Raw genomic sequence first — 23,153 nt, forward strand, 5'->3', positions numbered from 1 at the left:
AGCCATGAAAATTAAGTCCATTAACATCAAAAACTTTCGCAGTATCCAGTCTGCATCTCTGACCCTAAGTAATTTAAATGTCTTTGTTGGGAAGAACGATTCTGGAAAGTCAAATCTCCTCAGGGCGCTAAATCTCTTCTTTAATGATGGCAACGGATATGAACTCGATTGGGATCGTGACTTCTGTAGTTTCGCTCAAGTGGCAAAACGAAAAGCGCCAGAGATTCAAATGACACTCGTTATAGAGCCTTCCGCTGGCTTTAATGACCGAAAGCGTGTCAAGTGGGATAAGTATTGGAGACGGGGTGGACTCCATTACCAAGACGTTAAATATATCGACAATAAAGCCCTCTCGGGTAAAAGCAAAATTCCAGCATTGATACATTCTGCACGGTTAGACTATGTGCCCGCAACCAAAGGTGATGACTACTTCTCGGAGTTACTCGCATCGATACATGACATGCTGGAGAAGACGGTTGAGGTAGACATTCGGAAAGCTGCTGAAAATTTTACGAAAGCAATCAATAGCCACACAACGCCTATCGTTGCGGATATTTTTGAGAAGCTTTCAATGACTTCCAGTATTGGCCTCCCCTCAAACTTACGTGACTTGTTTTCACGCTTGCAGTTTTCATCGGAAGATAATGGCCAGCGTTTTTCTCTGGAGCAGCGAGGCGATGGGATCAAAGCCAGGCACATTCCCATAATACTACGCTGGCTTGCGAAACAAGCCGAGACATTAAGCGCCCCAGGTCGTCCCAAGGTTGTCTCCCTTTGGGCATACGAAGAGCCTGAAAACAATCTAGAAATGTCAAGTTGTCTTGAGCTTGCGAATGAAATGCTTGCTGACAGCAGGCATATTCAAACATTTGTCACCACTCATGCGCCTGCCTATTACTCAGTAGCGACTGGCGCTGCACAAGGAGACGTCTCGATTTTTGGGGTTACGAAAGATTCTTCTAGTGGAAAGACCTCCATTGAGCAGTTGGATCGGACGGAACTACAAGACATCGACCAATCCATGGGACTCATGCCACTTGTTGAGCCCTACCTAAGCAATGCCTTAGATAGGATTCATGAACTGGAACAGATCAAGGTACAACTTTCCTCCTATGACAAGCCAACAGTATTCGTCGAGGGTCCAAGCGATAAGGCTCTGCTAGAGATTGCGATAAAGCTGTTTTTCTCATGGGCGAAAGACCAGCTAAGGATTGAATGCTCTCAGGAAAATGGAGGGGGACATACATGGGTGTCTGAGCGAATAATTGCATGGGGGCATATGCGATCAAAGTATAAAGCCATCGGATTATTTGATAGGGATGCTGATGCTATTGAATCTCGAAAAGAAGCTACAGGGGTGCTTAAGCATAGGAATGGTCACAACACCAGTTACGTACACATAGAGCCAAACGATTACCTGAAACCTATTTTGGCAAAGAAAATCAATGTTCCATACTCCGTGGATGAGTTATTTCGGGAAGTTGACTGGGATCATGCTGAGCAGCAGGGATGGCTTGTTGAGCGATCAGACAAAATTGCACTACTCTACAATTATGGAGATCCCAACCAGTCGTTTAACGAATTCTTAGAGGAAAAGCTGCCCTGCCCCAAAGCCCGCAGAATTGTCACAAAGAAAATACATAAGCATAAAAAAGAAGCGTTCTGCAAGTATCTGTGTGCTCTTCCTGAGGGGCAGAGTAAAGAGGCCTTTGAGGGCCTTAAAGCAACTGTCGATAAGGTTTTAGATAAATTAGGTATAAATATATACGGATTCTGAATGAACTTCCTGATATCCAGTACCTTCAACGACAGCCTCACCAAGCTTACGGGCGAGGAGCAGAAGGCCGTCAAGACGACTGCCTTTGATCTGCAAATGAACCCGGCGAATCCGGGGATGAAGTTTCATCGCGTTGATCGGGCCAAAGACAAGAATTTCTGGTCCGTACGGGTGAGCGGTGACATCCGCTTGATTGTCCACAAAACCGGGGACAGCTTGCTGCTTTGCTATACCGATCACCATGACAATGCCTACCACTGGGCGGAGCGCCGAAAGCTGGAGACGCACCCCAAAACCGGGGCCGCTCAGATTGTCGAAATCCGCGAGACAGTGCAGGAAGTCTTTGTGCCTCAGTACGTCGAGGCAGCGGAACCTCAGCCCGAGTTTAAGAAATCAGCACTCTTTGCAACGCATAGTGAGGACGAACTGCTCGGGTATGGAGTTCCCCCCGAATGGCTCGCTGATGTGAAGCAGGCCGATGAGGACTCACTACTGGCCTTGGCAGATCACCTGCCCGAAGAGGCGTCTGAAGCCTTACTGGAGTTGGCCACTGGCGGCACCCCTGTGGTTGCTTCCTCAGTGACCGACGAAGCCGCTACCGACCCGTTTGAGCATCCGGATGCCCGCCGCCGCTTCCGCGTGATGACCAATGTCGAGGAGTTGGAGCAGGCCTTGGAATATCCATGGGAGAAATGGACCGTCTTCCTACACCCAACCCAGCGCGAAGTCGTCGAGCGCGATTACTCCGGGCCCGTTCGTGTCTCCGGTACAGCAGGGACGGGAAAGACCATCGTAGCACTGCACCGTGCCGTTTACCTGGCTCGCAAGCACCCTGACGCCCGTGTCCTGCTGACGACCTTTTCCGAGGCACTCGCCCAATCGCTTCGTGTGAAGCTGAGGCGCTTACTCGTCAGTCAGCCTTCTCTGGGGGAGCGTATTGACGTCGAGTACATGGATGCCGTTGGTAAACGCCTGTATGAGCGTAATGTCGGTAAGCTGCGCCTGGTTGATGCTGAGACGGTTTGCACTCTGTTGAAGGAGGAAGCCGAACGAAACGGTCTGGAGGGTTATAGTCTCTCGTTTTTGAACTCAGAATGGGAACAGATCGTGGACGCTTGGCAGTTGGACTCATGGGAAGCGTATCGTGACGTCAAACGCCTTGGACGAAAATCTAGGTTGAACGAGGCCAAACGCGAACAGCTCTGGGCAGTATTCTCGTCTGTGCAGCAACGCTTGAGTGATGATTCAGTGTTAAGCAAGTGCGGCATGTTTTCTCAGTTGGCTCACCAGTTGGGGAAATCGAGTCGTACGCCTTACGACTTCACGGTTGTTGACGAAGCACAAGACATCAGCATTTCACAGCTACGTTTTTTGGCAGCACTGGGAAGCCACCGGGCTGATGCACTGTTTTTCACCGGCGATCTTGGTCAACGCATTTTCCAGCAGCCATTTTCGTGGAGCAGCCTAGGAATAAATATCCGGGGAAGGTCCAAGACGCTGAGGGTGAATTACCGCACCTCACACCAGATCCGTGCCCAGGCTGACCGGTTACTTGACCCGGAAATATCAGACATGGATGGGAACGTGGAGAAACGTACGGACACCATTTCGGTATTTAATGGTCCAGCTCCGGCTCTATCGACTTTCGATTCTCAACAGGATGAAATTGACGCTGTTGCCTCAAAGCTAAAGGAGTGGGTTGCTGATGGTGTCTTCCCACATGAAATCGGTATTTTCGTGCGCTCAGAGAACGAAATTCCGCGAGCACTGAGTGCGATAGAAACCTCAGGGCTGATGCACCAGCTACTTTCAGATTCCTTTGAATCAAGGTCGGGCAAAGTAGCTGTCAGCACCATGCACTTGGCGAAGGGTTTGGAGTACCGTGCAGTCATCGTCATGGCCTGTGATGACGAAGTGATGCCAAGCCAGGAACGAATTGAAGCAATCGGTGACACAGCAGACTTAGAGGATGTCTACAATACAGAGCGCTACCTGCTGTATGTTGCCTGCACTCGTGCCCGGGATTATTTGATGGTTACAAGTGTTGAACCCGCCTCTGAGTTCCTCGATGATCTTTTGCTGTAGTGTGCATCTGGCTAGTTAGTATGCTTCTGAGGTACGGCCTCAGAACAGTAATTTATGACCGAGGCAACATTCAAAAGGTGATTGTAGTGCCTGAGTAAGCGGCTATCCATACGCTATTGAGTCATCGCTATGAATAAGCTCTCCCAGCTAAAAGAAAAGCCCCCGTGCGCCCCGTCTTGTGAGGCGCAATAGGGCAGGGGCTTTTCTTAGTGTAAACCATGGTTTACATGGTGGGTGATTGCACTGCTGAGAGCGCCCCTACCTGCGCAGGATGGGTGGCAGTCCCTCTCATCCCCCGCTCAATTCAAACCCAGTGCATTATCGAGGAGTTGGTGGAGGCGGTGGGTGCGTGTGGGCAGGAGGTTGAGGTTGCCTTTGAGGGCCTCGGTGAAGGCGTTCTGGAGGCTCCAGGCGGTCCGGGGCTGGAAGGCCTCGTGCCGGGGTTGACGCCATTCGCGCAGGACCTTGGGGATGGTGCTGTTGGCCATGACACCGGCATCGACGGCGCGTACAATCAGGTCGTGAGCGGTACGATTCTGAAGCGTGATGCGACGGTAGTAATTTACCCGGCGGTCATGTTTATCCCAGTGGTGCTTGAGGCCTGACACCGCCTGCTTGGCAAGGCCAGGCAGATCGTGCAGGATACGCGGAGTGTGCTTGCGGGCCAGTTGGATTTCTCCGGAGAACGAGAGATTATCGCAAACTAAAACCTGGCTCCCGGCTACGATCCCCGCCGAGAAGCGTTGGTCGTGGCTGTTGCGGACGCCCACCACATAGGTGTATTCAAGTCCGGATACGGGGGCGTCCACTTCGATCAGTCCGAAGTAGCGGGCATTGTCATGGGTGAGCCCGTGAGCCTGCCCGGCAACGGTGAAGCCCTGTTCGAGTAGGGCACGTTCGACGACTTGTAACAACCGGATGTGCGGGATCGGTCTCCAGGTGGAGGTTGCCCGGGGAGTCTTGATCTGGGCAAGGTCGCACCGGCTGACGGCATGGCTGCCGCAGTGCAGGAGCAGGTTGCAGCGTTGGGGAGCTGCGGGTGAGACGGGTTCAATCGTGTCTGTTATCATGGTGTTGATGCGTTGATGTTGTGGTGTGAAAACTACGAAAAACGTCCTGCTTTCGTAGCTTTTGGGAAAATGCTGATTCGCCTGTATGTTCGATAAATACTGGCCTGGGAGTCAGTGGTGTCGTAACCGGGTATGGGAGTGCCCAGTCCCTGTTACCGCACCGAAGGGGCAGATGGGGTGGCCTCCGATGTTTGGAAAGGTAAAAGCCCCGCCTCGTGCGAGCGAAGCGGGGCTGTATTGGCCGGGCATGACGCGATAGGCTTAGCGGTAGCGCTCACGGTCCCGTTCGTACTCGGGGTATTCCGGGACGAAGGGCGATCGTCTCACCGCCCCAACGGCATAACCGATAGACCCGATGAGGACGGCCACGGAGATGACCAGGAACGGACTGAGCGTTTCCTTGGCCTCATTGACCGCCCCGATGGCGACCGGCCCCACCAGCGTGCCGACGCTGTAGGCAGTCAGCGCGACGAGCACGAGCTTAAGGACGGCATTCATGATGAGGCTGACTGTTATGTTTACGTTTTATCCGGCGCTGCGGGTTCAGGTGCTTATACCTGGCCGCCCGCACGATGCTGCAGCCCCAGATGAGGGAACAGGCGACCGAGCATCCCCCGACCCAGTAGAGGGCATGGGCCAGTGGCAGGAGGACGGGTTGCTCGACCGGAGGAGGTGAGGGTGGCTCGTCGTGGTCGTTGAGCATAAAAATGCCCGCGCCCACGCTGATCACGGTGATGAGGATGGCCTGGATCATCGCGCCCCTCCCGTCCATTTTGCGCACTGCGAGCGGTAGCTGCACCAGGCACAGTGCATGCCTGGCTGTGGATGAAACCGCTCATGGTAAATGCCGTCCACCGCCGCACAGGCAATGTCCAGCACGCGCTGTTTCTCTCGTTCGCTCGCCGGTGCCAGCCGGTGTACGATAATCTTCGGGACCTTGGTTTTTACGATGAAAACCAGTTCGCGGCCCTCGACCTTTTCGCCCGTGGCCGACTCGATCAACAGTTGGTAGAGCGTGAGCTGTACCTCGTGCTGGAAGGCTTCGAGCTGGACGTTTGGGGTGCTCGCACAGGTCTTGTAATCGACCGGCACGTTGCCCACCCGAACCAGGTCAATGTAGCCCAAAACCGGGCTGGGAAGCACCGGCAGGTCCTCCTCCAGTTGGACTTCGACACCGAGCGGAAGCTCTGTCATCTGCCCGTGCTCGGAGTCCAGGTAGGCCTCGACCATCTTGATGCCTTTGTCGTGATTGGTCTGACGCGTATCTATATCCGGATACACAAGGGGCTCCTCAGGTGCATTAAACGCCTGTGTGAAGGCCTCGATCACCGTCGTCCGCTCATGGCACTCCCCACGCCAGCGAGCGCGGTGGAAGTGCTGCAAGGCGGCGTGGACAGCCTTACCCAGGTGCAGGCTGGGGGAGACAGGCTCGGACAACTTAAGGACCTTCTTGTACCAGAACTTCAGCGGACAGGTCAGGTAGAGTTTGACCGTGCTGGCCGAGATGTGATCAAGCAGGCCATCGGTGGAGGGATGCTGGCCGTTGTGGTCGTGTTCCAGTGGCTGGATCATGACCGGTTCCTCCCCTTGGCAGAGCCGTAGGTGCCGATCAGTTCGTCGATCAGTCCGGAGGCCTGCATCTTGTTGAGGCGGGTGAGGGGCGTCTGGAAGCGGCTTTGGGCTAACTCTTCCAGCGCATCAGTCGTGAGGCCGTGCTCCTTCATCATCCGCTCGATCAGGGCCTGCTGTTTAGGAGAACAAGTCCATCCGCTCGATGCCTGTTGGTTGAAGGCCGGGCGGTTGGGGTCTGCCCGTAGCGGTGTGCGTGCGGGCTCGTGTAGCGATGAACCGGATACAGGCAAAAAGCCCGTCTCCTGAATGTCCCGGTCCACCGCCTCCTGCAGTTGGCGGTACAGGTGCGTGCTGGCCTGCTGGATGTGGGCGAGGTCGTTAACCTCCGTGCGGACCGTGATGGAATACTGGTGCGAAGAGAACTGCGGCAGGCCCAGCTTCTTCGAGTAGTTGGCTTCGAGGGTGATAGCCATGAGGAATCCTTTCGAATGCGACCGTGTGGGTACGAAAAAAGCCCGGCGACGGGTCGGTGTCTGCCGGGCTTCTGATAGCAAGAACGTCCCGCTATCACGGATATATAACGCAGGTCATATGGTTTTTGCGCAGGGGAGGGGGCTACGTCGCTGTAGTCGTGACTGCAGATGGACGAATATCCCAGAACGCCTTGGCTTCAGCTTCACTAACTTGTTCGTGGTAGTGCTTCTTGACGATGGATTCACTGTTCCCGGCTTCGATCGCAGCACGTCCCATAGACCCGAAAGCGGCCACGTGCATGGATATAAAGGTGTGCCGACAGATGTCATGTGTGAGCTTGAATTGTTTACGGATGGGGCGAACATCATTGGAGAGATTGGCCGGGATAATTGGGCTGGGGTAGGCTTGCAGCCAGGCAGCGAGATTTGGACGAATCGTTATGCGCCGGTAGTGGAGGGTTTTGGTCAGCTCAGGCTCCATGTGTATGACACTGTTCTCATCGTCGATATAACGTGCCTCCCCGTTGCTCCGTATCGCCTGGTCGAGCTTGTAAATCTCTCCATCCACACCTGGCCGGATGCCCGCGAATATGGTCAGAGCGTAGTAGCGTACCATACGCCCCTCCTTTATGCCCTCCAGGTGACGGAGGAGGTCTTCTGTGGACTTTGTTGAAAGTATGCCCGGGCGGCGGCGGGCAACCTTCATCGGAGTAATGTTCGTGATGGGATTCTGAGCGATCCATTTCCGGCTCAGGCAGAAGTTAAAGAAGTTGTGCAGGTCTGAGCGGTAATTGTTGCGGGTCTGAGGGTGGCTGGATACTGCTGCCAGGAATTGCTCGCAGTCCGACTGATTCACATCGTGGACGGGACGCTCGGGATCGATAGTTTTGGCCATACGGCGAGTGACGCAGGCCAATTGCCGAGTTTTGACCCCTTGCCGGTCCTTGTGCTCGATGAAGGCCTCGCGAGCATTGGCAAGCGTGACTATCACGGTGGGCTCGTGGTGTCTCTTTATGAAAAAATCCAAAACCTGATCCAGCGTCCATCGGTCGTTGAGCCGGTGAAAGGCGTATTCAGCCTGTTTGAGCTGATCTTTGCTCAGGCGGGTAGCCAGTGGGCGTACCTCCATGTCGCTATTGAGAAGCTTGATGTCCAGTTCGCTGGCGATGGCGTAGGCCTCGGTCTTGCTTTGGCGCTGGATGCGTATACGACGGCCCAGATGGTCGAAACCCTCGACATACCAGGTTTTCCAGCGGTAGGAACCTTTTTTTAGGGTTCTATGAACGACTTTTACTTTCTGAAATTTGGCCACATCCCATTACGGTTATGTCAACGGTGGCTGTCATGACTTGGCCTCTATCCCTTTATTGGTGTGGTAAAACCTCAGTCTTCCAAACTGATGATGTCGGTTCGATTCCGTCCGCCCGCACCAATATGAGCGGCCTGGGTTTTGTGCCTGGGGCTCAACGGTGAGTCCGCTTGGAGAAATGACCAGAGGCGTTCAGGTTGATGTTTCGATAATTTGCCTGCTGGCTTGTTGTCTGATTCAGCCGTATCAGTGGAACGATTGGTCGTATATCGACCCGATGGGCAAATGGGGAAGATGAAGGGCCAGGGCAATGATTATAATATTCTACATACGGACACTGGCGCAGGAAGGGATTCAGTATACTGGGGCGTAACAATGTTTAAATCATTGTCATTACCCCTTTTATGTCACACAATAGCGCCGACGCCTTGGAGGGATTTGGTAAGCTTTATCCGAGTTCTAATGTTACGACACCATGAATCAGTATGAATTAAACCAATCTTGGGAGGATGTTTCCTCAGATTTTGAGGGGGTTTCATTCTGTCGTATAAAATGTAAATCAACAGAAGAGAAAAAAATATACCTGTATCTTGAGAAAATACATTCTGGATCAGGGGTGATATTTGTTGGCCCCGATGACCCCCCGATGTTGGATCCCGTATTATCTGATCGAATCGGGAGAGATATGTTTATAAATTCCGGAATATCAAATATCTACAACTCAAACGCAAAATTGGGTGATGTTCTTGGTGTGACGCTGAAGTCGCTTATGCATGCTGATTTATATCAATCCGGATTTTGCCAACATGTATGTTCTTTGATAGAAAAATATGGATATGACAGATTTACGCTTAAGTCATTAGATGAGAGAAGTCTTACGTTTTCAACTACTAATGGACAGGGGAGTGAGTGGCTACGCGAGGCATGGGTAGAATCTTTGGACTTTTCTAACTTTATATCCAGCATGATCCGAGATTGTGGAGGAAACCCGAACTCATACATTAATCATTTTACAGATAAAATCGGGGATTTGATTGTAGCTGGTTATAAAATGGAAAAGTAAGAACGCGGGAAGTCTGAATGGGTAGGAAAATCCAGAGATGCCGGGGTGATAATTAAATGTCCCTAGCCCCTTTGCTCGGCCTCCCTCCCGGCCAACCCAGAGAATTTTATTTACGACGCGGACGGCAATCTTAAGCTAGATGGACGTTGGTCCTGCTCCTGGGACGCCGAAAACCGCCTCATCGCCATGCAACCAACCACGAGGAAGCCAGAAGGAGGGGGGGAGCCCTAATTTAAATGTTTTACATATATGGACACTCACGAAGGAAGGGGTTAATATATGGGACGTTACAATATTTAAATTATTGATATGACCCCTTTGGCTTGTTTCATAAAAATGTCGAATTTAACCAAAATTATAATTTTATGCGCGTTATTATTGGTGTGCTGTTTATTGGGTGTATTCATTTTTTTTGAAAGCACACTGGGGCAAGGGAAGGTGTATTCATTTGATTCTGAAAAAGATATATACGAATTGAGGCGTTATGCATACTTAGCTTATCCAGCCATTGTAGCATTAAACAATTATCATCAAAATAATGGTGAATATCCCATGTCTTTGGATGACACCGATTTATCTCCAGAATATATTTCGAATGTGTTTAGCTTTAGTGATCTAGGTGAAGGATTTTTTTATTATCATTACCGCGTCGCGGATGATCAGCAGCAGTTTGAAATATATATGAAAACGACCATGGGGCATACATTGTGGTATTGGGGTGATTCTGGCAGGTGGACTTATAATTTTGAAGATACTGAATTAGAGCTCCAAATTTAGATAGGGGAGTCGACGTAGGGGGCAGGTCAATATGTTAAATGTCCCTATGCCCCTTTGCTCGGTCTTCCTCCCGGCCAACCCAGAGAATTTTGTTTACGACGCGGACGGCAATCTTAAGCTAGATGGACGTTGGTCCTACTCCTGGGACGCCAAAACCGCCTCATCGCCATGCAACCAACCACGAGGAAGCCAGGAGGAGGGGGGGGGGAGACCTAATTTAAATGTTTTACATATATGGACACTCACGAAGGAAGGGGTTAATATATGGGACGTTACAATATTTAAATTATTGACATGACCCCTTTAGATTGCCCCCGTCCTTGTCCCTGGTGGTTAATTAAAAATTAAAATAAACATTAATTTATGGACATTAATTTATATGAAGTTAGGTTTTATGCTATGAAAGCGTTTTGGGCGCGTGCTCTCGAATTTGTTTTTTCAGAGGATAAAAGTTGGAGGGCTTGGTTGCATTCCGAATATTCGGACTGTGGATCTGAGCATGAGTCGGAGGTAGTTCTTAGTCTTAAGTCCGATAGGCAGAACAAAGGGTTAACAATTATCTCGAATATTAGTAGTAGCGGGTTTATTGGTTTTGATGCTTACGCTAAAATATTTGGAAATGGATTTGGTTATGAGACGCCAATGCTGGCGATAGAAACGTCATCAATGGAAGATGACCTTCCTCACGTAGTAAAGTTAGTTAGATTTTGGGGAGATGAAATGCACGGTATTGAAGATATGGAAATGTTTATTGAATCAGTGAGAACCCCCAAGGGGGAAGATTAATGATTTAGATGATTACAGAATCCTTGTGCCCCCGACCCCTGAGGATTTTGTTTGCGATGCGAACTGAATCTGGCTGGATTTCCTTTGAGGAGCTGGCGATTGTTTTTGTGATTATCATAGTGTCGTTTTTGTGATGTTAAGATGTCGGTGTGTTGTTGCACATGCGTTAATTGTGCTTTTTTTCTCATCGCTCGCTTGCGCTGGTCTTCGGTGGGAGCATACGCGTTTGACTGTGCCGGTGGAGGCGGGGCAGGAGCAGGCTGTCGGGGTGTATGCCTTTACGAATACCGGCAATGAGCCGGTGACGATTCTGGATATCCACTCCAACTGCGGCTGCACGGTGCCTGAGCTGGAAAAAAAGACTTACGAGCCGGGCGAATCCGGCGAGATCAAGGCCATCTTTACCCTCGGTGACCGTACCGGACCACAACGTAAGGTGCTGACGGTGAACACAGATATGCCTGGGCGCCCGATCACCCGCCTTGTCCTGGAGGCCAATATCCCCAAGTTGATGACCATCACGCCCAGAATTCTCATCTGTGAACAGGGGTCGCCAGTGAGAATAAAGAGATCTATGTAACGACGGATCCGGCGAATAGCATCTCGATCGAAAAAAGATGCCGATGGGCAAATGGGTGGTTCAAGGGGTAGCGGGTCCGGGATAAATCTTTGTTGAACAGGTTCAACGAAAAGTTTTTTGAGTCCTGTCTTCGGATATCTAGGGTGAGGTTGTTTTTTTAGTGCGCTCACTGGCTTTGGTGTCTCTGCGCACCAAGAACATAATTTTCCAACGTAAGCTTACCCATGAAGACCTTTTTTACCCTTCCTATCGCGGTTGCCAGCCTGTTAACCCTGGCCACCACGGCTTCTGCTGCAACTCTGGCGACATGGACGGCACCGGAGAGCACAACGCCTGCGAGCCCCGGGTACACGATCAACGACGGTGTGCTCCCGGCGAACTCGCCTTTTACGTATTCGACCAACACCAGTACCTGGTTTGCGCGTGGTGACTCCAGTGATCTGGTGAATGTGTATAATCAGGGATGGACGGTGGCGCAGCAGCAGGATGCGGCTATCGCTGCGGAGTCCTACATCGAGTTTTCCCTGACTGCCGATGAGAACTACCAGTTTGATGTCACTGATATTTCGGCGAATATTGCTGCCCAGAGTCTGGCTTATACGGCGACAGAGGCGATGGATGTCTATGCGTTTATCCGGACGAGTGTGGATGATTATGCGACGACCGTGGGCGATGCTACGCTCAACCTTCCGGCTTCACCTCAGGATAGCACCGCCACTCGCTCCGGGACGGTCACTGCTACCTCTCTCGACCCCGAGTACAGCTCGATTACCGGGACCGTGACCTATCGCATCTACTATTACATCGATACGGCCGCTGTTAGCACTAACCAGGTCTTGCGTTTGTACTCCACGACGATCGAAGGAACGACATCGGTTATTCCCGAGCCGGCCACGATGGGGCTGTTTGGCGGGGCCTTTGCCCTGGCAATGATGCTTTGGGTGCGCCGTCGCCGCTAGTCGATCCTGTCCCTTTTCTTTTGAGCGCCTCATCGTAACTGATGGGGCGTTTTTTGTGGGTGCTTCCATAAAAGAACTTTTGCGTGTCGCACGGATTCAGCTCAGGATGGGGCTGTTGCTGTATGCCTATTCGTAACGTCATCTATATCCACGCGCATGACATGGGGCGGTATATTTCCCCTTACGGTTATGCGATTCCCACTCCGCATCTGGAGGCCTTTTCCCGGCAGGCGACTCTTTTTCGTCAGGCCTATTGCTGTGGGCCGACTTGCTCGCCCAGCCGAGCGGGACTCTTGACGGGGGTGACCCCTCACGAGTCTGGCATGCTCGGGCTGGCCCACCGCGGTTTCAACTTCACTCATCCAGAGTACCATCTGGGGCACTACCTGAAAGGGCGGGGCTTTGAGACGGCGTTGTGCGGCATCCAGCACGAGTTCCACGATCACATGGAGCAGATGCCGTACGAGCATGTCCGCACGGAGAGTGCCGGGAGAGACCATGAGGGGATGGACCGCACCTGGATGCGGGCAGCGAAAGATTTCCTCGGGCAGTCGCACGAGCGGCCCTTTTTCCTCTCCTATGGCGTTTTTTATCCCCATCGGCCATTCGCGCGTGGTGATGACGCCTTTTCTGATGCTGATGGCCTTCAGCCTCCAGCGCCTCTCCCCGATGTGGAAGCGGTCCGTAGCGATATGGCGGACTACCACCGTACGGTAAATCTCGCCGATGCCTGCATGGGGGAGGTCTTTGAAGCGATCCGCAGCCACGGCCACGACAAGGACTCGCTTATCATCGTTACGACCGATCACGGTATCGCCTTCCCGAAGATGAAGTGCAACCTGACCGCGCACGGGACAGGGGTGACGCTGATGATGAGCTATCCCGGCAACCCCTGTGCCGGTCGCTCGGTCAATGCGCTGACCTCGCACCTCGACGTCTACCCGACGATATGCGATCTGCTGGGGCTTGAGCCTCCGGGGCACCTCCAGGGGCACTCGCTGCGGCCCGTGCTGGAGGGCACGCAGGGGGAAGTTCGCAGTGAGGTCTTCTCCGAGGTCACTTTCCATGCTGCCTATGAGCCGATGCGCTCGATCCGGACGGCTCGGCATAATCTCATCTGTCACTACGAGTCGAAGTACCCGCTCTCGAATTGCGATGACTCCCCGAGTAAGGACTACATGCTGGAGTATGGCTGGGGGCAGCAGCGCGTCAAAGCGGTCGAGCTTTACGATCTTGTGAATGACCCGAACGAGGCAAATGATGTTTCCGACTCTGTCGAGTACCGGCTAGTGCGTGATGAGCTGATGCAGCGTTTGCAGGCCTGGATGACGCAGACGAGTGATCCGCTGCTGGACGGGCCGGTCCCGGCTCCACCGGGCAGCACGGTCAACACCCCCGAATCTGTCACCCCGTCTGCGGGACCCTTTTTGCAGACTTGAGGCGTTGGTTCTGCCTTTGGCCTCCATCTTTTAGGGCTGAATGGCCTTGGGTGAGGGTGAGGCAGGGTGTCTTTTGGGGTTGAAACCCTTGCCGAGGCTCGTCTTGACTAAACAGTAACATGCCGGTCGCTTTTATTACGGGAATCACTGGACAGGACGGATCGTACCTGTGCGAGTTACTGTTGGAGAACGGTTACACGGTTCACGGACTGGTTCACCGCCCGGATACGCTGGTTAACAGTAACATCGGCCATCTCGTGCGGGATGACACTATCTGCGGCAAGCGTCTCCACCTGCACAACGGAGCCTTTGAAGATGCTACCCATCTGCGCCGCATCATTAATAAGGCCCGTCCGGATGAGTTCTACCACCTGGCTGGCCAGTCCAGCCCGCGTTTGAGCCTGGAACTGCCGGAGACGACGGTGGACAGCATCGGCATGGCAACGCTGCGGCTGTTGGAAATTATTCGTGACCTGGATCATGCTCCGAAGTTCCTCTACGCCTCCAGTGCAGAGGTTTTTGGCTCACCGGCTCACTCACCACAGGATGAAGCGACCCCCTTGCGTCCTACTACGCCGTACGGGGCGGCTAAGATGCTTTCCCAGGAACTGTGCCGGATCTATCGTACGGCCTATAAGCTGCCTACCTGTGCGGCGATCCTTTATAACCACGAGTCCCCCCGCCGCCGCAGCACCTTTGTGACGATGAAGGTCGCGCAGGCCGTCGCCCAGATCAAGCTTGGGCATCAGAAGGAGCTGACGCTGGGCAGCCTGGCCGGTAAGCGTGACTGGGGATGGGCGCCGGACTATGTGCGCGGCATGTGGATGATGCTTCAGGCCGACCCGGTGGATGATTTTGTGCTCGCGACCGGGGTCCTGCACAGCGTCGAGGAGCTGGTGGATTCAGCCTTTCAATGCGTAGATTTAAACTGGCGCGACTATGTCCGCCACGATCCGTCTCTCGTGACGGCGGTCGAGCCCTACGCCCCTTGCGGTAATCCTGCCAAGGCCCGCCGCTTGCTGGGCTGGAAAAACTCTGTCCCCATGGAAGAAATGATGGAGCGGCTGGTTGCGTATTGCATGGACAAGCTAAAATAACACGCTAAAGTCCCGATTTTCAAAAAAATATGAAAAAAGCACTCATTACCGGCATTACGGGACAGGATGGTTCCTACTTGGCCGAACTTCTTTTGGAAAAGGGCTACGAGGTCCACGGGATTGTTCGTCGTTCCAGCTCGATGAACCGGGGCCGTATCGACCACCTGCAGTCGTATGAAGAGGGCGAGGGCAAGCGCTTGTTCCTGCATTATGGTGACTTGGCCGACTCTGTCGCCTTGGTGAAGCTGCTCTATAACGTGCAGCCGGATGAAATTTACAACCTGGCCGCCCAGAGCCATGTGCGTGTCAGTTTCGATATCCCCGAGTATACGGTTGATGCCGTCGGGACGGGAGCTGTCCGCATTTTGGAGGCCATCCGTGAGGCCGGTCTGGGGAAGCATGTGCGCTACTACCAGGCATCGTCCTCGGAAATGTTCGGTAAGGTCCAGGAAGTGCCGCAGACAGAGCGCACGCCGCTCTACCCGCGCTCGCCTTATTCCTGCGCGAAGGTCATGGCCCACTACCTGACCATCAATTACCGCGAGTCCTACGGTCTGTTCGCCTGCAGCGGTATTCTCTTTAATCACGAGAGCCCGCGTCGTGGTGAGACCTTTGTCACGCGTAAGATTACCCGTGCGGTTGCCCGCATCAAAGCCGGTCTCCAGGACAAGCTTTACCTGGGGAATCTGGATGCGCGTCGCGACTGGGGCTACGCCAAGGAATACGTCGAGGCCATGTGGCTGATGCTGCAGCAGGACGAGCCGGATGATTATGTGGTGGCTACCAACGAGACCCACAGCATCCGTGATTTTCTGGAAGCCTCCTTCAACAGCGTGGATCTGGACTGGAAAGAATTTGTGGAGTTCGACAAGCGTTTCCTGCGCCCGGCAGAAGTGGACCTGCTCATCGGTGACTACACCAAGGCCAAGACCAAGCTGGGCTGGGAGCCGCGCACGCGCATGAAGGGGCTGGCTGAGCTGATGGTGCAGGCAGATGTGGATCTGCTCAAAAAAGAACGCGCCTAGGCCTGAGCCCATCATTGCGATTTCTCTGTGTGATCTATGACCGAAAGGGAGATTCGTCTATGGATGCTTGAGGAGTCCGCTCAGGACTCCTGGTGGATCAGCGTGGACGGTGAAACCGGTGAAGACGCGGTCTCGCTGGCCAAGGCGGCGGACTACGCCTCCGCCCATGAGGATAGCCAAGTCCAACTCCTGCACTCTGAACAAGGCGAGGTCAAAAACCCGCCCTGGATCATTCTGGAGCCCCATCCGGTGATGACCGCAGAGGAGCGGGAAAACCTCAGCCGCCCGAAGTCCTGGGTGGGCCTGTGTATCCAGCTCGCCATCCTGGCCGGAGTGATTGGGGGTATTATCTATGCCTTCATGCCTGAGCCTGTCCGAGACCCCTTGGAGCAGAAGCTGCGGGCAAACATCGGGAAGCAGGAAATGCTTCAGCGGCTAAGCCGCGTGGAGGAGCTTGGCGAGGAGTCAGAGCCGGGGATCGACGCACTGCTTGCCCGGAGTGGTCGCATCTTTTTTATCACGAATCGCAACAAGACGACCTGGCCGTCTCTTAAGGTTTCTCTCGGGGATGGCTACCTGTGCGACTGGAAAGAGCCTGTGCCGCCAGGTGCTACCATGCAGATCCCGTTTCGCATGTTTGTCGGAGAGGATGGGGCAACGCTTGAAGACGGTAAGGATGTCGACCTTTACCGCATTGTCCTGGAGGTTCCGGGACTGCAGAAATGGGAGAAAATCCTTTGAACCTGATCCTGCTCCACAGCCGTGAAGAGGCTGCCCATCTACACGCGGATGACCCGCGTGTGCGCCATGTGCGGGAGGTCCTCCGGATGGGGCCGGGCGATGTCTTTTTTGTCGGTCTGCCCAATGGTCCGCGTGGTCGTGCTAAAATCCTGGCCGACGAGGGGAAGGATGGTCTTTGGCTGAGTGTCGAGTGGGAGCCTTCGGCTCCGGTTGCGCAACCGCTTGTGCTGCTAGTGGGGTTACCTCGGCCTCAGACTGCGCGGCGCATCCTGCATGACGCCGCGTCGCTGGGCGTGCGGGCCATACACTTTTTCCAGGCTCAAAAAGGTGAACCCTCCTATGCGGAAAGTCGCCTGTGGCAGTCTGACGAGTGGACCCGGCGACTACATGAGGGTGCTGCACAGGCCTTTAGCACAGTGATTCCTGACGTGACCCATGCGACCGGTCTGGCTGAGTGTATCGACGGCATGGAGGCAATCGTGCGTGGGCGTTATGCGCTGGATGTCTACGAATCTACGTCGCCGCTGGCGGGTATTAAACCCACGGTGACATTCTCGGCAGGGGGGCGGACTCCCTGCCTGGCGCTGGCCATCGGCCCGGAAAGAGGCTGGTCGGATCAGGAACGTGAGGTCTTGCGTAGTGCAGACTTTGAGCTGGTGCATTTGGGCGAGCGCGTGCTGAGGGCCGAGACCGCCGTGGTAGCGGGAGCGACCCTGGCCCTGGCCACTCTCGGTGCACTCGATCAGCCCTATCTCAGCGAGGATATTTAAATCGCCGACACAAGGACGCAGTCCCTGACCGGCAGGACACGGTCCTGCACCTGTGATACTCACGGATCACTGATGCCACCGTCAATGCGGCGGCATGGGCAGAGGCGGTTATTGCCTACTCAAACGAACCTCGTTTGCTATTACTTGTGCAACCCACCGGGCAGCGAACGCAGTGAGCGATGAGGCAGAGCCCCATCATTGTCCAGTGCGGTCACGCACGGGCGGAGCCCCATGGGTGTCGAGTGCGGTCACGCACCGATGGGGCGAAGCCTTTGAATCGGATCAAGCGTCGAGCGTTTGCACGCACTAGGCCCGGTATTCAAAGACCCATGCGGCGGGCTGTGTTTTGCCTTTACCGATGCGCTTGCGTAGGGTGAAGCCCGGGCCCGGCTCCGGCTCCTCGGCACCGGGTGCCTCAAGGATGAACGTAGCCTCGGGGTTAAACGAAGCGAGGGCCCGCAGCAGCCCGGCCAGGGCCGCGGTCTGCTCGTGCCACAGGGCATAGGGCGGATCGACGAAGATCAGGTCAAAGGCTTCGGAGGGCGTCCACTGCAGGACGTTGCGGGCGTCGATGCGGGCGACGCTACTGTCGGTCCCGAGGGACTTGGTTGTCGCGGCGAGGTTAGCCTGGAGGCAGGCCACGCATGGCCGGTCTTTTTCGACAAAGACCGCGCTGCTGGCTCCGCGGCTGAGAGCCTCCAGCCCGTAGGCGCCGCTGCCGGCAAACAGGTCCAGCACGCGGGTGTCGGGCACCTCTGCGGCCAGGGAGGAAAAGACCGCCTGCCGCAGATAGTCGGTGGCGGGGCGGATCTCGCCCTGCTTGGGAGTTTTGAGGGGGATGCCCCGAGCCTGTCCGCCGGTGATGCGCATGATCCCACCAGCAAAGACAGCTCAAGCGCGGGTTTCAATCCTGCTCTTCGCCCCAGTGCAGAGCACGAAAGTCTTTGGCGATCTGCTCGGCCTGCTGAAGTTGCTCGGGCAGGAGCTCGCCGCGTAATTCTTCGGCATTATTGCGGCCCCGTTTATCAAGTGTGTCTCCGGCTAGCAGGTAGTAGGCGTAGGCCTGTGTTTTATCGACTTCCGATCCCTCTCCCTCCCAGGCCATCCAGGCCAGGTAGTCTCCGGCGAAACGGTTTTTGAGCTTCAAGGCGTGGAGGAAATGCTCAATGGCTTGGGGGTAATCTTTTTCGACGACCTCTCCGCGGTAGTAGAATAACCCCATCATATAAATCGCATACTTGTTGTCCTCATCCTGATCGAGAGTCTTCCGGTACCAGAAAAGTGCGGCTTCCCGGTCCTTTTCTGTGCCGATGCCGTTATAGAGCTTGTGGCCGCTCTTGATCATGCCGTCGGTGATGCCACCTTCTGCGGATTTCAGGAAATGCTTGAACGACTCCTTCTCGGCGTACTCGCCATCTTCCCTGTCATAATAATATCCGAGCAGATAGGCTGCGCTTGCGTTTCCGGTCTCCTCCAGCAGTTCGAGCGTGCGCAGGGCTTGCTCGATGGCGACGGGGTCGGTTTCATCGCTTTCAAAGATGGTCCATTTGGCTAAATCCTTGAGGTAGTCGCTGGAGAAGTAATCCCACTGGAGCAGGGCAAGGCGCTGGTAGTGGAGGGCGCGGTTGATGTCAGCGGGGATTCCCATCTCGCCGTCGCGGTAGATATTGGCGAGATTACCTGAGGCCATGGAAAAGCCCATGTCAGAGGATTTCTGGTAATACTCGATGGCTCGCTCGATGTTGGGCTCGCGGCCCTGACCGGTGTTTTCCATGTAGCCCAGGTTGTTATAGGCGCGGAACGACCCGTTGGCACCGGCTACCTGGTACCAGTGGTAGGCTTTCTCAAAGTCCTGGTAGGTGTAGTGACCATACTGATACATGCGGGCCAGGTAAAACTGTGCCTCGGCGTGCCCGGCTTCAGCGGCTTGTCCAAAGCGCTCGAAGGCGTCTTTCCAGTCTTTGTTGTCTCCCCGCCCGTGTCGATAGAGTCGTGTCGCAGCCTGATAGTCCTGAGTGGCTTTAGCGTATTCGAGGATGGAAACAGGCTGGAGGGTTAACTCTCCGTCCTGATCGTATAGATAGCGATCGACGGTGTAGTTGTTGCTGCCTGTTTTTTCGTCCGAAAAAGTTATATCGCTGTCGGCGCGAAGGATGGGGGCGTATGCCAGGCAGGCTACGATAAGGGGCAGGAGGAGGCGTTTCATGGAATGGGGCGGAATGATGTTGGGCGTCTTGTGACAAGTTATCATGGAGTCCGAGGGCGCTGGCTGTCAATGGCCGGTACGTTAGGTTTGGGATAAGGGCGCTGCGGTACGGCGTGAGAGGGTAGATCGGCAGCAGTAGGGCCGCGCGTGTCGAAAATATAGCCTCGCCTTTGCCCGGGATGTGGGTGAAAGGGTAGGGGCTTGTTTTTAAGGATACATACAGCGCGTCGACTGCTCGTGTCATTGCTGACGCTGATCGGGACTTCCGCTCTGCTGGTGCATGAGGCGGCAGGAGAAAACCTGGCTCCCCTGTGGCGCGAGAGCCAGACGGCCGACGATGGACGACGTGTGCAGATGCTGGGGCCGATCTTCGAGAGCCAGCAGCACGGAGACCGCCTCTGGGAGGCGTTTCGGCCGTTCACCATCAAGTTTACGGATACCGAGACGCAGACCGTCGACTCGTACTTCCTGCCTCCGGTCTTCCTCTGGCATGACACCCCGCGCTCGACCACGTGGCGGCTCTTCGGGTTGATCTCCGGCACGGAGGAGCGACGCGACGGCGAGCTGGAGGAGACGACCTTTTCGGTGTTTCCGCTGGTTTTTCGGGACCGTGACACCGTTAACCCGGACGACGACGCTTTCGCGGTTTTCCCCCTCTACGGTACGATCAACAGCAGCTTGGTCTTCGGGGATGTGTCCTTTGTGCTTTTCCCTTTCTATGTGAATATGCACCGGCCCGAGGGTGAACGCTATGGCGCGCCCTGGCCCTTTGTGCAGTGGCAGGAGGGGCCGAATGCCGAGGGCGGCGCTTTCTGGCCGCTGGGCGGGCACTTCTCGGCCGAGGGCAAGTATGACCACCAGTATTATTTCTGGCCGTTCATTTACCGTTCGGTGGATCAGATGGACCAGCCCGTGCCGCGTGTGCGTGAGGGATTTCTGCCCTTTTACGCGATCGAGCGTTCCAGCAAGGTTGAGGATGTATCCATCGGCTGGCCCTTTGGGGGATGGCGCGAGGAGTACGATACCGGCTATCGGGAGACGCGGTATTTCTGGCCGCTGTGGATGCAGGGCTATGGCCCGGACGAATCCACCGAGCGTTGGCTGCCCTTTTACATGGATGACCAGACCGATGACCGCCGGAGCCGCTGGTTTATGTGGCCGCTGGTGGCCCTCTCAGAGGGGCATGACGATGCGTATGCCTTTGAGCGGACGCAGTTTCTGTACATCCTCTACTGGCACAAGGAGGTGCGCAGCCTGGCCGACCCGGAAGCCCCGCCCTCGACCTTGACTCACCTCTGGCCCTTCTACTCCGAGTACGACGACGGCCATGGGCGTACCCAGGCCCAGCTTTTCAGCCCCTTTGCGGTCTTTTTCCCGAACAGTGAGCCGGTGAAAAAGCTCTACACGCCGATGTTTGCGTTTTTCCGGATGGAGCGTGATGCCAATACCGGCGTGACCGAGCAGGGGGTGCTCTGGGATTTTGTGCACGAGACGAAGACCGAAGACAGCACGCACTTCACCGTGGGCCCGCTGCTGGAGCACGATGTCGGGCCCGGTCGTGCGAAGTTTGAACTGCTCAGTGGCCTGCTGGGAGTGGAGAAGAAAGACGGCGATTATGCTTTCCGCTTCCTGTGGTTCACGATTGAATAAAACCGTGTAAAATCAGCTCTCACCCTAGTAAAAGACGGTAAATAATGCTTTTTTCCAGTCGATAGGAACCCGTGTCACGCCTCACCCGATGATTCAACGTTTACCCATGAAACCCGCCCTCTTTTCGCTCCCGGGCACCTGCTGCCTCGGTTGATTATGCAGTCTATCCGTAATTTTCTGGATTATGTCGGCGAGTGCGTGCTGGTGTTCCTGCGTTCGCTCTACTACCTGCCGACAGTGCCGCGGCAGTTCGACCGGGTTGTCTTTCATTGCTACCATATCGGTTATCGGACGATGCCGATGGTGCTGATCATGACGTTTTTCCTCGGCGCGGTGCTGGCGCTCCAGACCGGCTACAGCCTGCAGGATATTCCGGGGATGAACGTTTACCAGGGGTCGATCTCGGGGCAGGGGATGTCTCGCGAGCTGGCCCCGCTGATCACGGCGTTGCTTCTGGCCGGGCGTGTCGGCTCCTCGACCACGGCGGAGATTGCCTCCATGAAGGTTTACCACGAGGTGGACGCGCTGCGTACGATGAATATCCCGCCCGAGCGCCTGCTGGTGATGCCGCGTCTGGTAGCGATCATCGTGATGATGCCGCTCATGGTCGGCTTCGGGATTTTCGTCGGCTGGTACGGGGGCGCACTGGCCGCGAGTAAGGTGCCCTTTATCAACCTGAGCACGGAGATGTACTGGGCGAACCTGAAGGACGTAGTCAGCTTTCAGGACATTATCGACGGCCAGATCAAGGGCATGGTCTTTGGGGTGGCCGTCATCCTCGTCGCCTGCACACGTGGTCTGCGGACCAGGGGCGGGCCGCGTGAGATCGGTATGTCCGTGACCTCGGCGGTGGTTGCCTCGATGGTGATCATCCTGCTGCTGGACTTTATTTTAACCCTCCTGCTGATGTAAGATGAGCCGCAAGAAACACAACTATCTGGCAGAGGGCGAACGCCGCGCGGTCGGCGTGAATATCCAGCACGTCAACAAACGCTTTCACGACCAGGTCGTGCTCAAGGACGTGCACTTCAACATCGAGCCGGGCGAGACCTTTGTCCTCATGGGGCCCAGTGGTGCCGGTAAGAGCACGCTGATGCGCGCTATCGTGAACCTCGAAGGCGTGGACTCCGGCGATATCCTGATCAATGGCGAGTCGGCCTTTCGGCAGCAGACGCATGTGCGAATGCACACCGCGATCGTTTTCCAGGCGGGGGGGCTTTTTAACTCCCTCACCGTCTACGACAACCTCGCCTTTTACCCGCGTGAGCACCGTCTCTACGACCGTAAGACGCTCCAGGACAAGGTCCACTACACCCTGCAGATCCTTAATCTCGAAGGCTGCGCGGACAAGTACCCTTCCGAGCTCTCCGGCGGCATGCGCAAGCGCGTGGCCATCGCCCGCTCACTCCTGATCGAGCCGCGCCTGCTGCTCTACGATGAGCCCACCTCGGAGCTCGATCCACTCTCGGCTGCGAACATCGCGGAGGTCATCGGCACGCTCAGGGAGGAGTTTGACCTGACGAGCATCATTGTCTCCCACGACCGCGATCTGGCCATGAATATCGGTGAACGCGTCGCCCTGATGGAAAGAGGCCGTGTCGTGACGATTGACACGCCCGAGGGGCTCTGTGCCTCCACCGACCCGATCGTATGCGAATTTCTCCAACCCAGTATCAACTGCCAGAAGCCGCGCTTCCGGCAGGCCGCCGGTTCCCCGACCCCGTATTAACTCATTTCGCCGCTCTCTCTACAGCCTTGAGCCACTCTCAATAAC

23 protein-coding genes are annotated in these 23,153 nt (G+C 55.1%); 15 read left to right on the plus strand and 8 right to left on the minus strand.

Going from position 1 to position 23,153, the window contains the following annotated elements:
* The first annotated feature begins 4 nt into the window (after nucleotides 1–4).
* Nucleotides 5–1,777 carry an AAA family ATPase gene (locus K0V07_RS06515; RefSeq protein WP_220623732.1) on the plus strand — a complete coding sequence of 591 codons (1,773 nt, stop codon included), beginning with the start codon at nucleotides 5–7 and terminating at the stop codon, nucleotides 1,775–1,777.
* Entirely contained in the window at nucleotides 1,778–3,862 is a 2,085-nt protein-coding gene (locus tag K0V07_RS06520; RefSeq protein WP_220623733.1) for a 3'-5' exonuclease, read from the plus strand. It abuts the gene before it with no gap.
* A 299-nt stretch (nucleotides 3,863–4,161) separates the two neighbouring features.
* On the opposite strand, the gene K0V07_RS06525 is transcribed toward K0V07_RS06520, so the two are convergent.
* The 6 genes from K0V07_RS06525 to K0V07_RS06550 all read right to left on the minus strand — a co-directional run bounded on the left by K0V07_RS06525 (nucleotide 4,162) and on the right by K0V07_RS06550 (nucleotide 8,289).
* Nucleotides 4,162–4,932 carry a DUF932 domain-containing protein gene (locus K0V07_RS06525; RefSeq protein ID WP_220623734.1) on the minus strand — a complete coding sequence of 257 codons (771 nt, stop codon included), beginning with the start codon at nucleotides 4,930–4,932 and terminating at the stop codon, nucleotides 4,162–4,164.
* Nucleotides 4,933–5,193: 261 nt separating this feature from the next.
* The gene (locus tag K0V07_RS06530; protein ID WP_220622020.1) at nucleotides 5,194–5,430 is read right to left on the minus strand and encodes a hypothetical protein; all 237 of its coding nucleotides are present in this window, start codon (nucleotides 5,428–5,430) and stop codon (nucleotides 5,194–5,196) included.
* The gene (locus tag K0V07_RS06535) at nucleotides 5,414–5,686 is read right to left on the minus strand and encodes a hypothetical protein (protein ID WP_220623735.1); all 273 of its coding nucleotides are present in this window, start codon (nucleotides 5,684–5,686) and stop codon (nucleotides 5,414–5,416) included. Before K0V07_RS06535 ends, K0V07_RS06530 begins: the two co-directional genes overlap by 17 nt.
* Nucleotides 5,683–6,504: a PD-(D/E)XK nuclease family protein gene (locus tag K0V07_RS06540; RefSeq protein ID WP_220623736.1), complete on the minus strand. Its 822-nt coding sequence runs from the start codon at nucleotides 6,502–6,504 to the stop codon at nucleotides 5,683–5,685. Before K0V07_RS06540 ends, K0V07_RS06535 begins: the two co-directional genes overlap by 4 nt.
* Nucleotides 6,501–6,977, minus strand: coding sequence for a hypothetical protein (locus K0V07_RS06545; RefSeq protein ID WP_220623352.1), 477 nt, complete (start codon nucleotides 6,975–6,977; stop codon nucleotides 6,501–6,503). The genes K0V07_RS06540 and K0V07_RS06545 overlap by 4 nt, the downstream gene beginning before the upstream one ends.
* A 142-nt stretch (nucleotides 6,978–7,119) precedes the next feature.
* Complete coding sequence (locus K0V07_RS06550; RefSeq protein WP_220623737.1) at nucleotides 7,120–8,289, minus strand: hypothetical protein; 1,170 nt, start codon at nucleotides 8,287–8,289, stop codon at nucleotides 7,120–7,122.
* A 472-nt stretch (nucleotides 8,290–8,761) separates the two neighbouring features.
* Between K0V07_RS06550 and K0V07_RS06555 the strand changes: the two genes are divergently transcribed.
* From K0V07_RS06555 to K0V07_RS06600, 10 genes are all read left to right on the plus strand, one after another.
* A complete protein-coding gene (locus tag K0V07_RS06555) occupies nucleotides 8,762–9,349 on the plus strand; it encodes a hypothetical protein (RefSeq protein WP_220623738.1) in 588 nt (195 codons plus the stop codon).
* A gap of 309 nt (nucleotides 9,350–9,658) precedes the next feature.
* Entirely contained in the window at nucleotides 9,659–10,126 is a 468-nt protein-coding gene (locus K0V07_RS06560) for a hypothetical protein (RefSeq protein WP_220623739.1), read from the plus strand.
* Between the two features lie 363 nt (nucleotides 10,127–10,489).
* A complete protein-coding gene (locus tag K0V07_RS06565) occupies nucleotides 10,490–10,912 on the plus strand; it encodes a hypothetical protein (protein WP_220623740.1) in 423 nt (140 codons plus the stop codon).
* Nucleotides 10,913–11,144: 232 nt separating this feature from the next.
* A complete protein-coding gene (locus K0V07_RS06570; protein ID WP_255568185.1) occupies nucleotides 11,145–11,492 on the plus strand; it encodes a DUF1573 domain-containing protein in 348 nt (115 codons plus the stop codon).
* 224 nt (nucleotides 11,493–11,716) lie between these two features.
* Entirely contained in the window at nucleotides 11,717–12,451 is a 735-nt protein-coding gene (locus K0V07_RS06575) for a PEP-CTERM sorting domain-containing protein (protein ID WP_220623742.1), read from the plus strand.
* Nucleotides 12,452–12,573: 122 nt separating this feature from the next.
* Complete coding sequence (locus K0V07_RS06580) at nucleotides 12,574–13,890, plus strand: sulfatase (protein WP_220623743.1); 1,317 nt, start codon at nucleotides 12,574–12,576, stop codon at nucleotides 13,888–13,890.
* Between the two features lie 119 nt (nucleotides 13,891–14,009).
* Nucleotides 14,010–14,987 carry a GDP-mannose 4,6-dehydratase gene (locus K0V07_RS06585; RefSeq protein WP_220623744.1) on the plus strand — a complete coding sequence of 326 codons (978 nt, stop codon included), beginning with the start codon at nucleotides 14,010–14,012 and terminating at the stop codon, nucleotides 14,985–14,987.
* 29 nt (nucleotides 14,988–15,016) lie between these two features.
* Nucleotides 15,017–16,012: a GDP-mannose 4,6-dehydratase gene (gmd, locus tag K0V07_RS06590; RefSeq protein ID WP_220623745.1), complete on the plus strand. Its 996-nt coding sequence runs from the start codon at nucleotides 15,017–15,019 to the stop codon at nucleotides 16,010–16,012.
* Between the two features lie 36 nt (nucleotides 16,013–16,048).
* Nucleotides 16,049–16,753: a hypothetical protein gene (locus tag K0V07_RS06595; RefSeq protein ID WP_220623746.1), complete on the plus strand. Its 705-nt coding sequence runs from the start codon at nucleotides 16,049–16,051 to the stop codon at nucleotides 16,751–16,753.
* Nucleotides 16,735–17,523 (plus strand): RsmE family RNA methyltransferase, encoded by a 789-nt coding sequence (locus tag K0V07_RS06600; RefSeq protein WP_220623747.1) that lies wholly within the window; start codon nucleotides 16,735–16,737, stop codon nucleotides 17,521–17,523. Before K0V07_RS06595 ends, K0V07_RS06600 begins: the two co-directional genes overlap by 19 nt.
* Nucleotides 17,524–17,829: 306 nt before the next feature.
* Here the strand turns inward: K0V07_RS06600 and K0V07_RS06605 are convergent, their stop codons facing one another.
* Nucleotides 17,830–18,393, minus strand: coding sequence for an RsmD family RNA methyltransferase (locus K0V07_RS06605; RefSeq protein ID WP_220623748.1), 564 nt, complete (start codon nucleotides 18,391–18,393; stop codon nucleotides 17,830–17,832).
* Between the two features lie 34 nt (nucleotides 18,394–18,427).
* The gene (locus K0V07_RS06610) at nucleotides 18,428–19,729 is read right to left on the minus strand and encodes a tetratricopeptide repeat protein (RefSeq protein ID WP_220623749.1); all 1,302 of its coding nucleotides are present in this window, start codon (nucleotides 19,727–19,729) and stop codon (nucleotides 18,428–18,430) included.
* A gap of 237 nt (nucleotides 19,730–19,966) precedes the next feature.
* On the opposite strand from K0V07_RS06610, the gene K0V07_RS06615 reads away from it, so the two are divergent.
* From K0V07_RS06615 to K0V07_RS06625, 3 genes are all read left to right on the plus strand, one after another.
* Nucleotides 19,967–21,379, plus strand: coding sequence for a hypothetical protein (locus K0V07_RS06615; RefSeq protein WP_220623750.1), 1,413 nt, complete (start codon nucleotides 19,967–19,969; stop codon nucleotides 21,377–21,379).
* A 156-nt stretch (nucleotides 21,380–21,535) separates the two neighbouring features.
* The gene (locus K0V07_RS06620; protein WP_220623751.1) at nucleotides 21,536–22,291 is read left to right on the plus strand and encodes an ABC transporter permease; all 756 of its coding nucleotides are present in this window, start codon (nucleotides 21,536–21,538) and stop codon (nucleotides 22,289–22,291) included.
* 1 nt (nucleotide 22,292) lies between these two features.
* Nucleotides 22,293–23,108: an ATP-binding cassette domain-containing protein gene (locus K0V07_RS06625; protein WP_220623752.1), complete on the plus strand. Its 816-nt coding sequence runs from the start codon at nucleotides 22,293–22,295 to the stop codon at nucleotides 23,106–23,108.
* Nucleotides 23,109–23,153: the final 45 nt, after the last annotated feature.

It is taken from the genome of Ruficoccus sp. ZRK36, assembly GCF_019603315.1.
Taxonomy (GTDB): domain Bacteria; phylum Verrucomicrobiota; class Verrucomicrobiia; order Opitutales; family Cerasicoccaceae; genus Ruficoccus.

Excerpts from the sequence above, each read along its gene's own strand:
- K0V07_RS06515 (WP_220623732.1), top strand. The coding sequence starts at position 5 with ATGAAAATTAAGTCCATTAACATCAAAAACTTTCGCAGTATCCAGTCT.
- K0V07_RS06520 (WP_220623733.1), top strand. The coding sequence starts at position 1,778 with ATGAACTTCCTGATATCCAGTACCTTCAACGACAGCCTCACCAAGCTT.
- K0V07_RS06525 (WP_220623734.1), bottom strand. The coding sequence starts at position 4,932 with ATGATAACAGACACGATTGAACCCGTCTCACCCGCAGCTCCCCAACGC.
- K0V07_RS06530 (WP_220622020.1), bottom strand. The coding sequence starts at position 5,430 with ATGAATGCCGTCCTTAAGCTCGTGCTCGTCGCGCTGACTGCCTACAGC.
- K0V07_RS06535 (WP_220623735.1), bottom strand. The coding sequence starts at position 5,686 with ATGATCCAGGCCATCCTCATCACCGTGATCAGCGTGGGCGCGGGCATT.
- K0V07_RS06540 (WP_220623736.1), bottom strand. The coding sequence starts at position 6,504 with ATGATCCAGCCACTGGAACACGACCACAACGGCCAGCATCCCTCCACC.
- K0V07_RS06545 (WP_220623352.1), bottom strand. The coding sequence starts at position 6,977 with ATGGCTATCACCCTCGAAGCCAACTACTCGAAGAAGCTGGGCCTGCCG.
- K0V07_RS06555 (WP_220623738.1), top strand. The coding sequence starts at position 8,762 with ATGAATCAGTATGAATTAAACCAATCTTGGGAGGATGTTTCCTCAGAT.
- K0V07_RS06560 (WP_220623739.1), top strand. The coding sequence starts at position 9,659 with ATGACCCCTTTGGCTTGTTTCATAAAAATGTCGAATTTAACCAAAATT.
- K0V07_RS06565 (WP_220623740.1), top strand. The coding sequence starts at position 10,490 with ATGGACATTAATTTATATGAAGTTAGGTTTTATGCTATGAAAGCGTTT.
- K0V07_RS06575 (WP_220623742.1), top strand. The coding sequence starts at position 11,717 with ATGAAGACCTTTTTTACCCTTCCTATCGCGGTTGCCAGCCTGTTAACC.
- K0V07_RS06580 (WP_220623743.1), top strand. The coding sequence starts at position 12,574 with ATGCCTATTCGTAACGTCATCTATATCCACGCGCATGACATGGGGCGG.
- K0V07_RS06585 (WP_220623744.1), top strand. The coding sequence starts at position 14,010 with ATGCCGGTCGCTTTTATTACGGGAATCACTGGACAGGACGGATCGTAC.
- gmd (WP_220623745.1), top strand. The coding sequence starts at position 15,017 with ATGAAAAAAGCACTCATTACCGGCATTACGGGACAGGATGGTTCCTAC.
- K0V07_RS06595 (WP_220623746.1), top strand. The coding sequence starts at position 16,049 with ATGACCGAAAGGGAGATTCGTCTATGGATGCTTGAGGAGTCCGCTCAG.
- K0V07_RS06600 (WP_220623747.1), top strand. The coding sequence starts at position 16,735 with ATGGGAGAAAATCCTTTGAACCTGATCCTGCTCCACAGCCGTGAAGAG.
- K0V07_RS06605 (WP_220623748.1), bottom strand. The coding sequence starts at position 18,393 with ATGCGCATCACCGGCGGACAGGCTCGGGGCATCCCCCTCAAAACTCCC.
- K0V07_RS06610 (WP_220623749.1), bottom strand. The coding sequence starts at position 19,729 with ATGAAACGCCTCCTCCTGCCCCTTATCGTAGCCTGCCTGGCATACGCC.
- K0V07_RS06620 (WP_220623751.1), top strand. The coding sequence starts at position 21,536 with ATGCAGTCTATCCGTAATTTTCTGGATTATGTCGGCGAGTGCGTGCTG.
- K0V07_RS06625 (WP_220623752.1), top strand. The coding sequence starts at position 22,293 with ATGAGCCGCAAGAAACACAACTATCTGGCAGAGGGCGAACGCCGCGCG.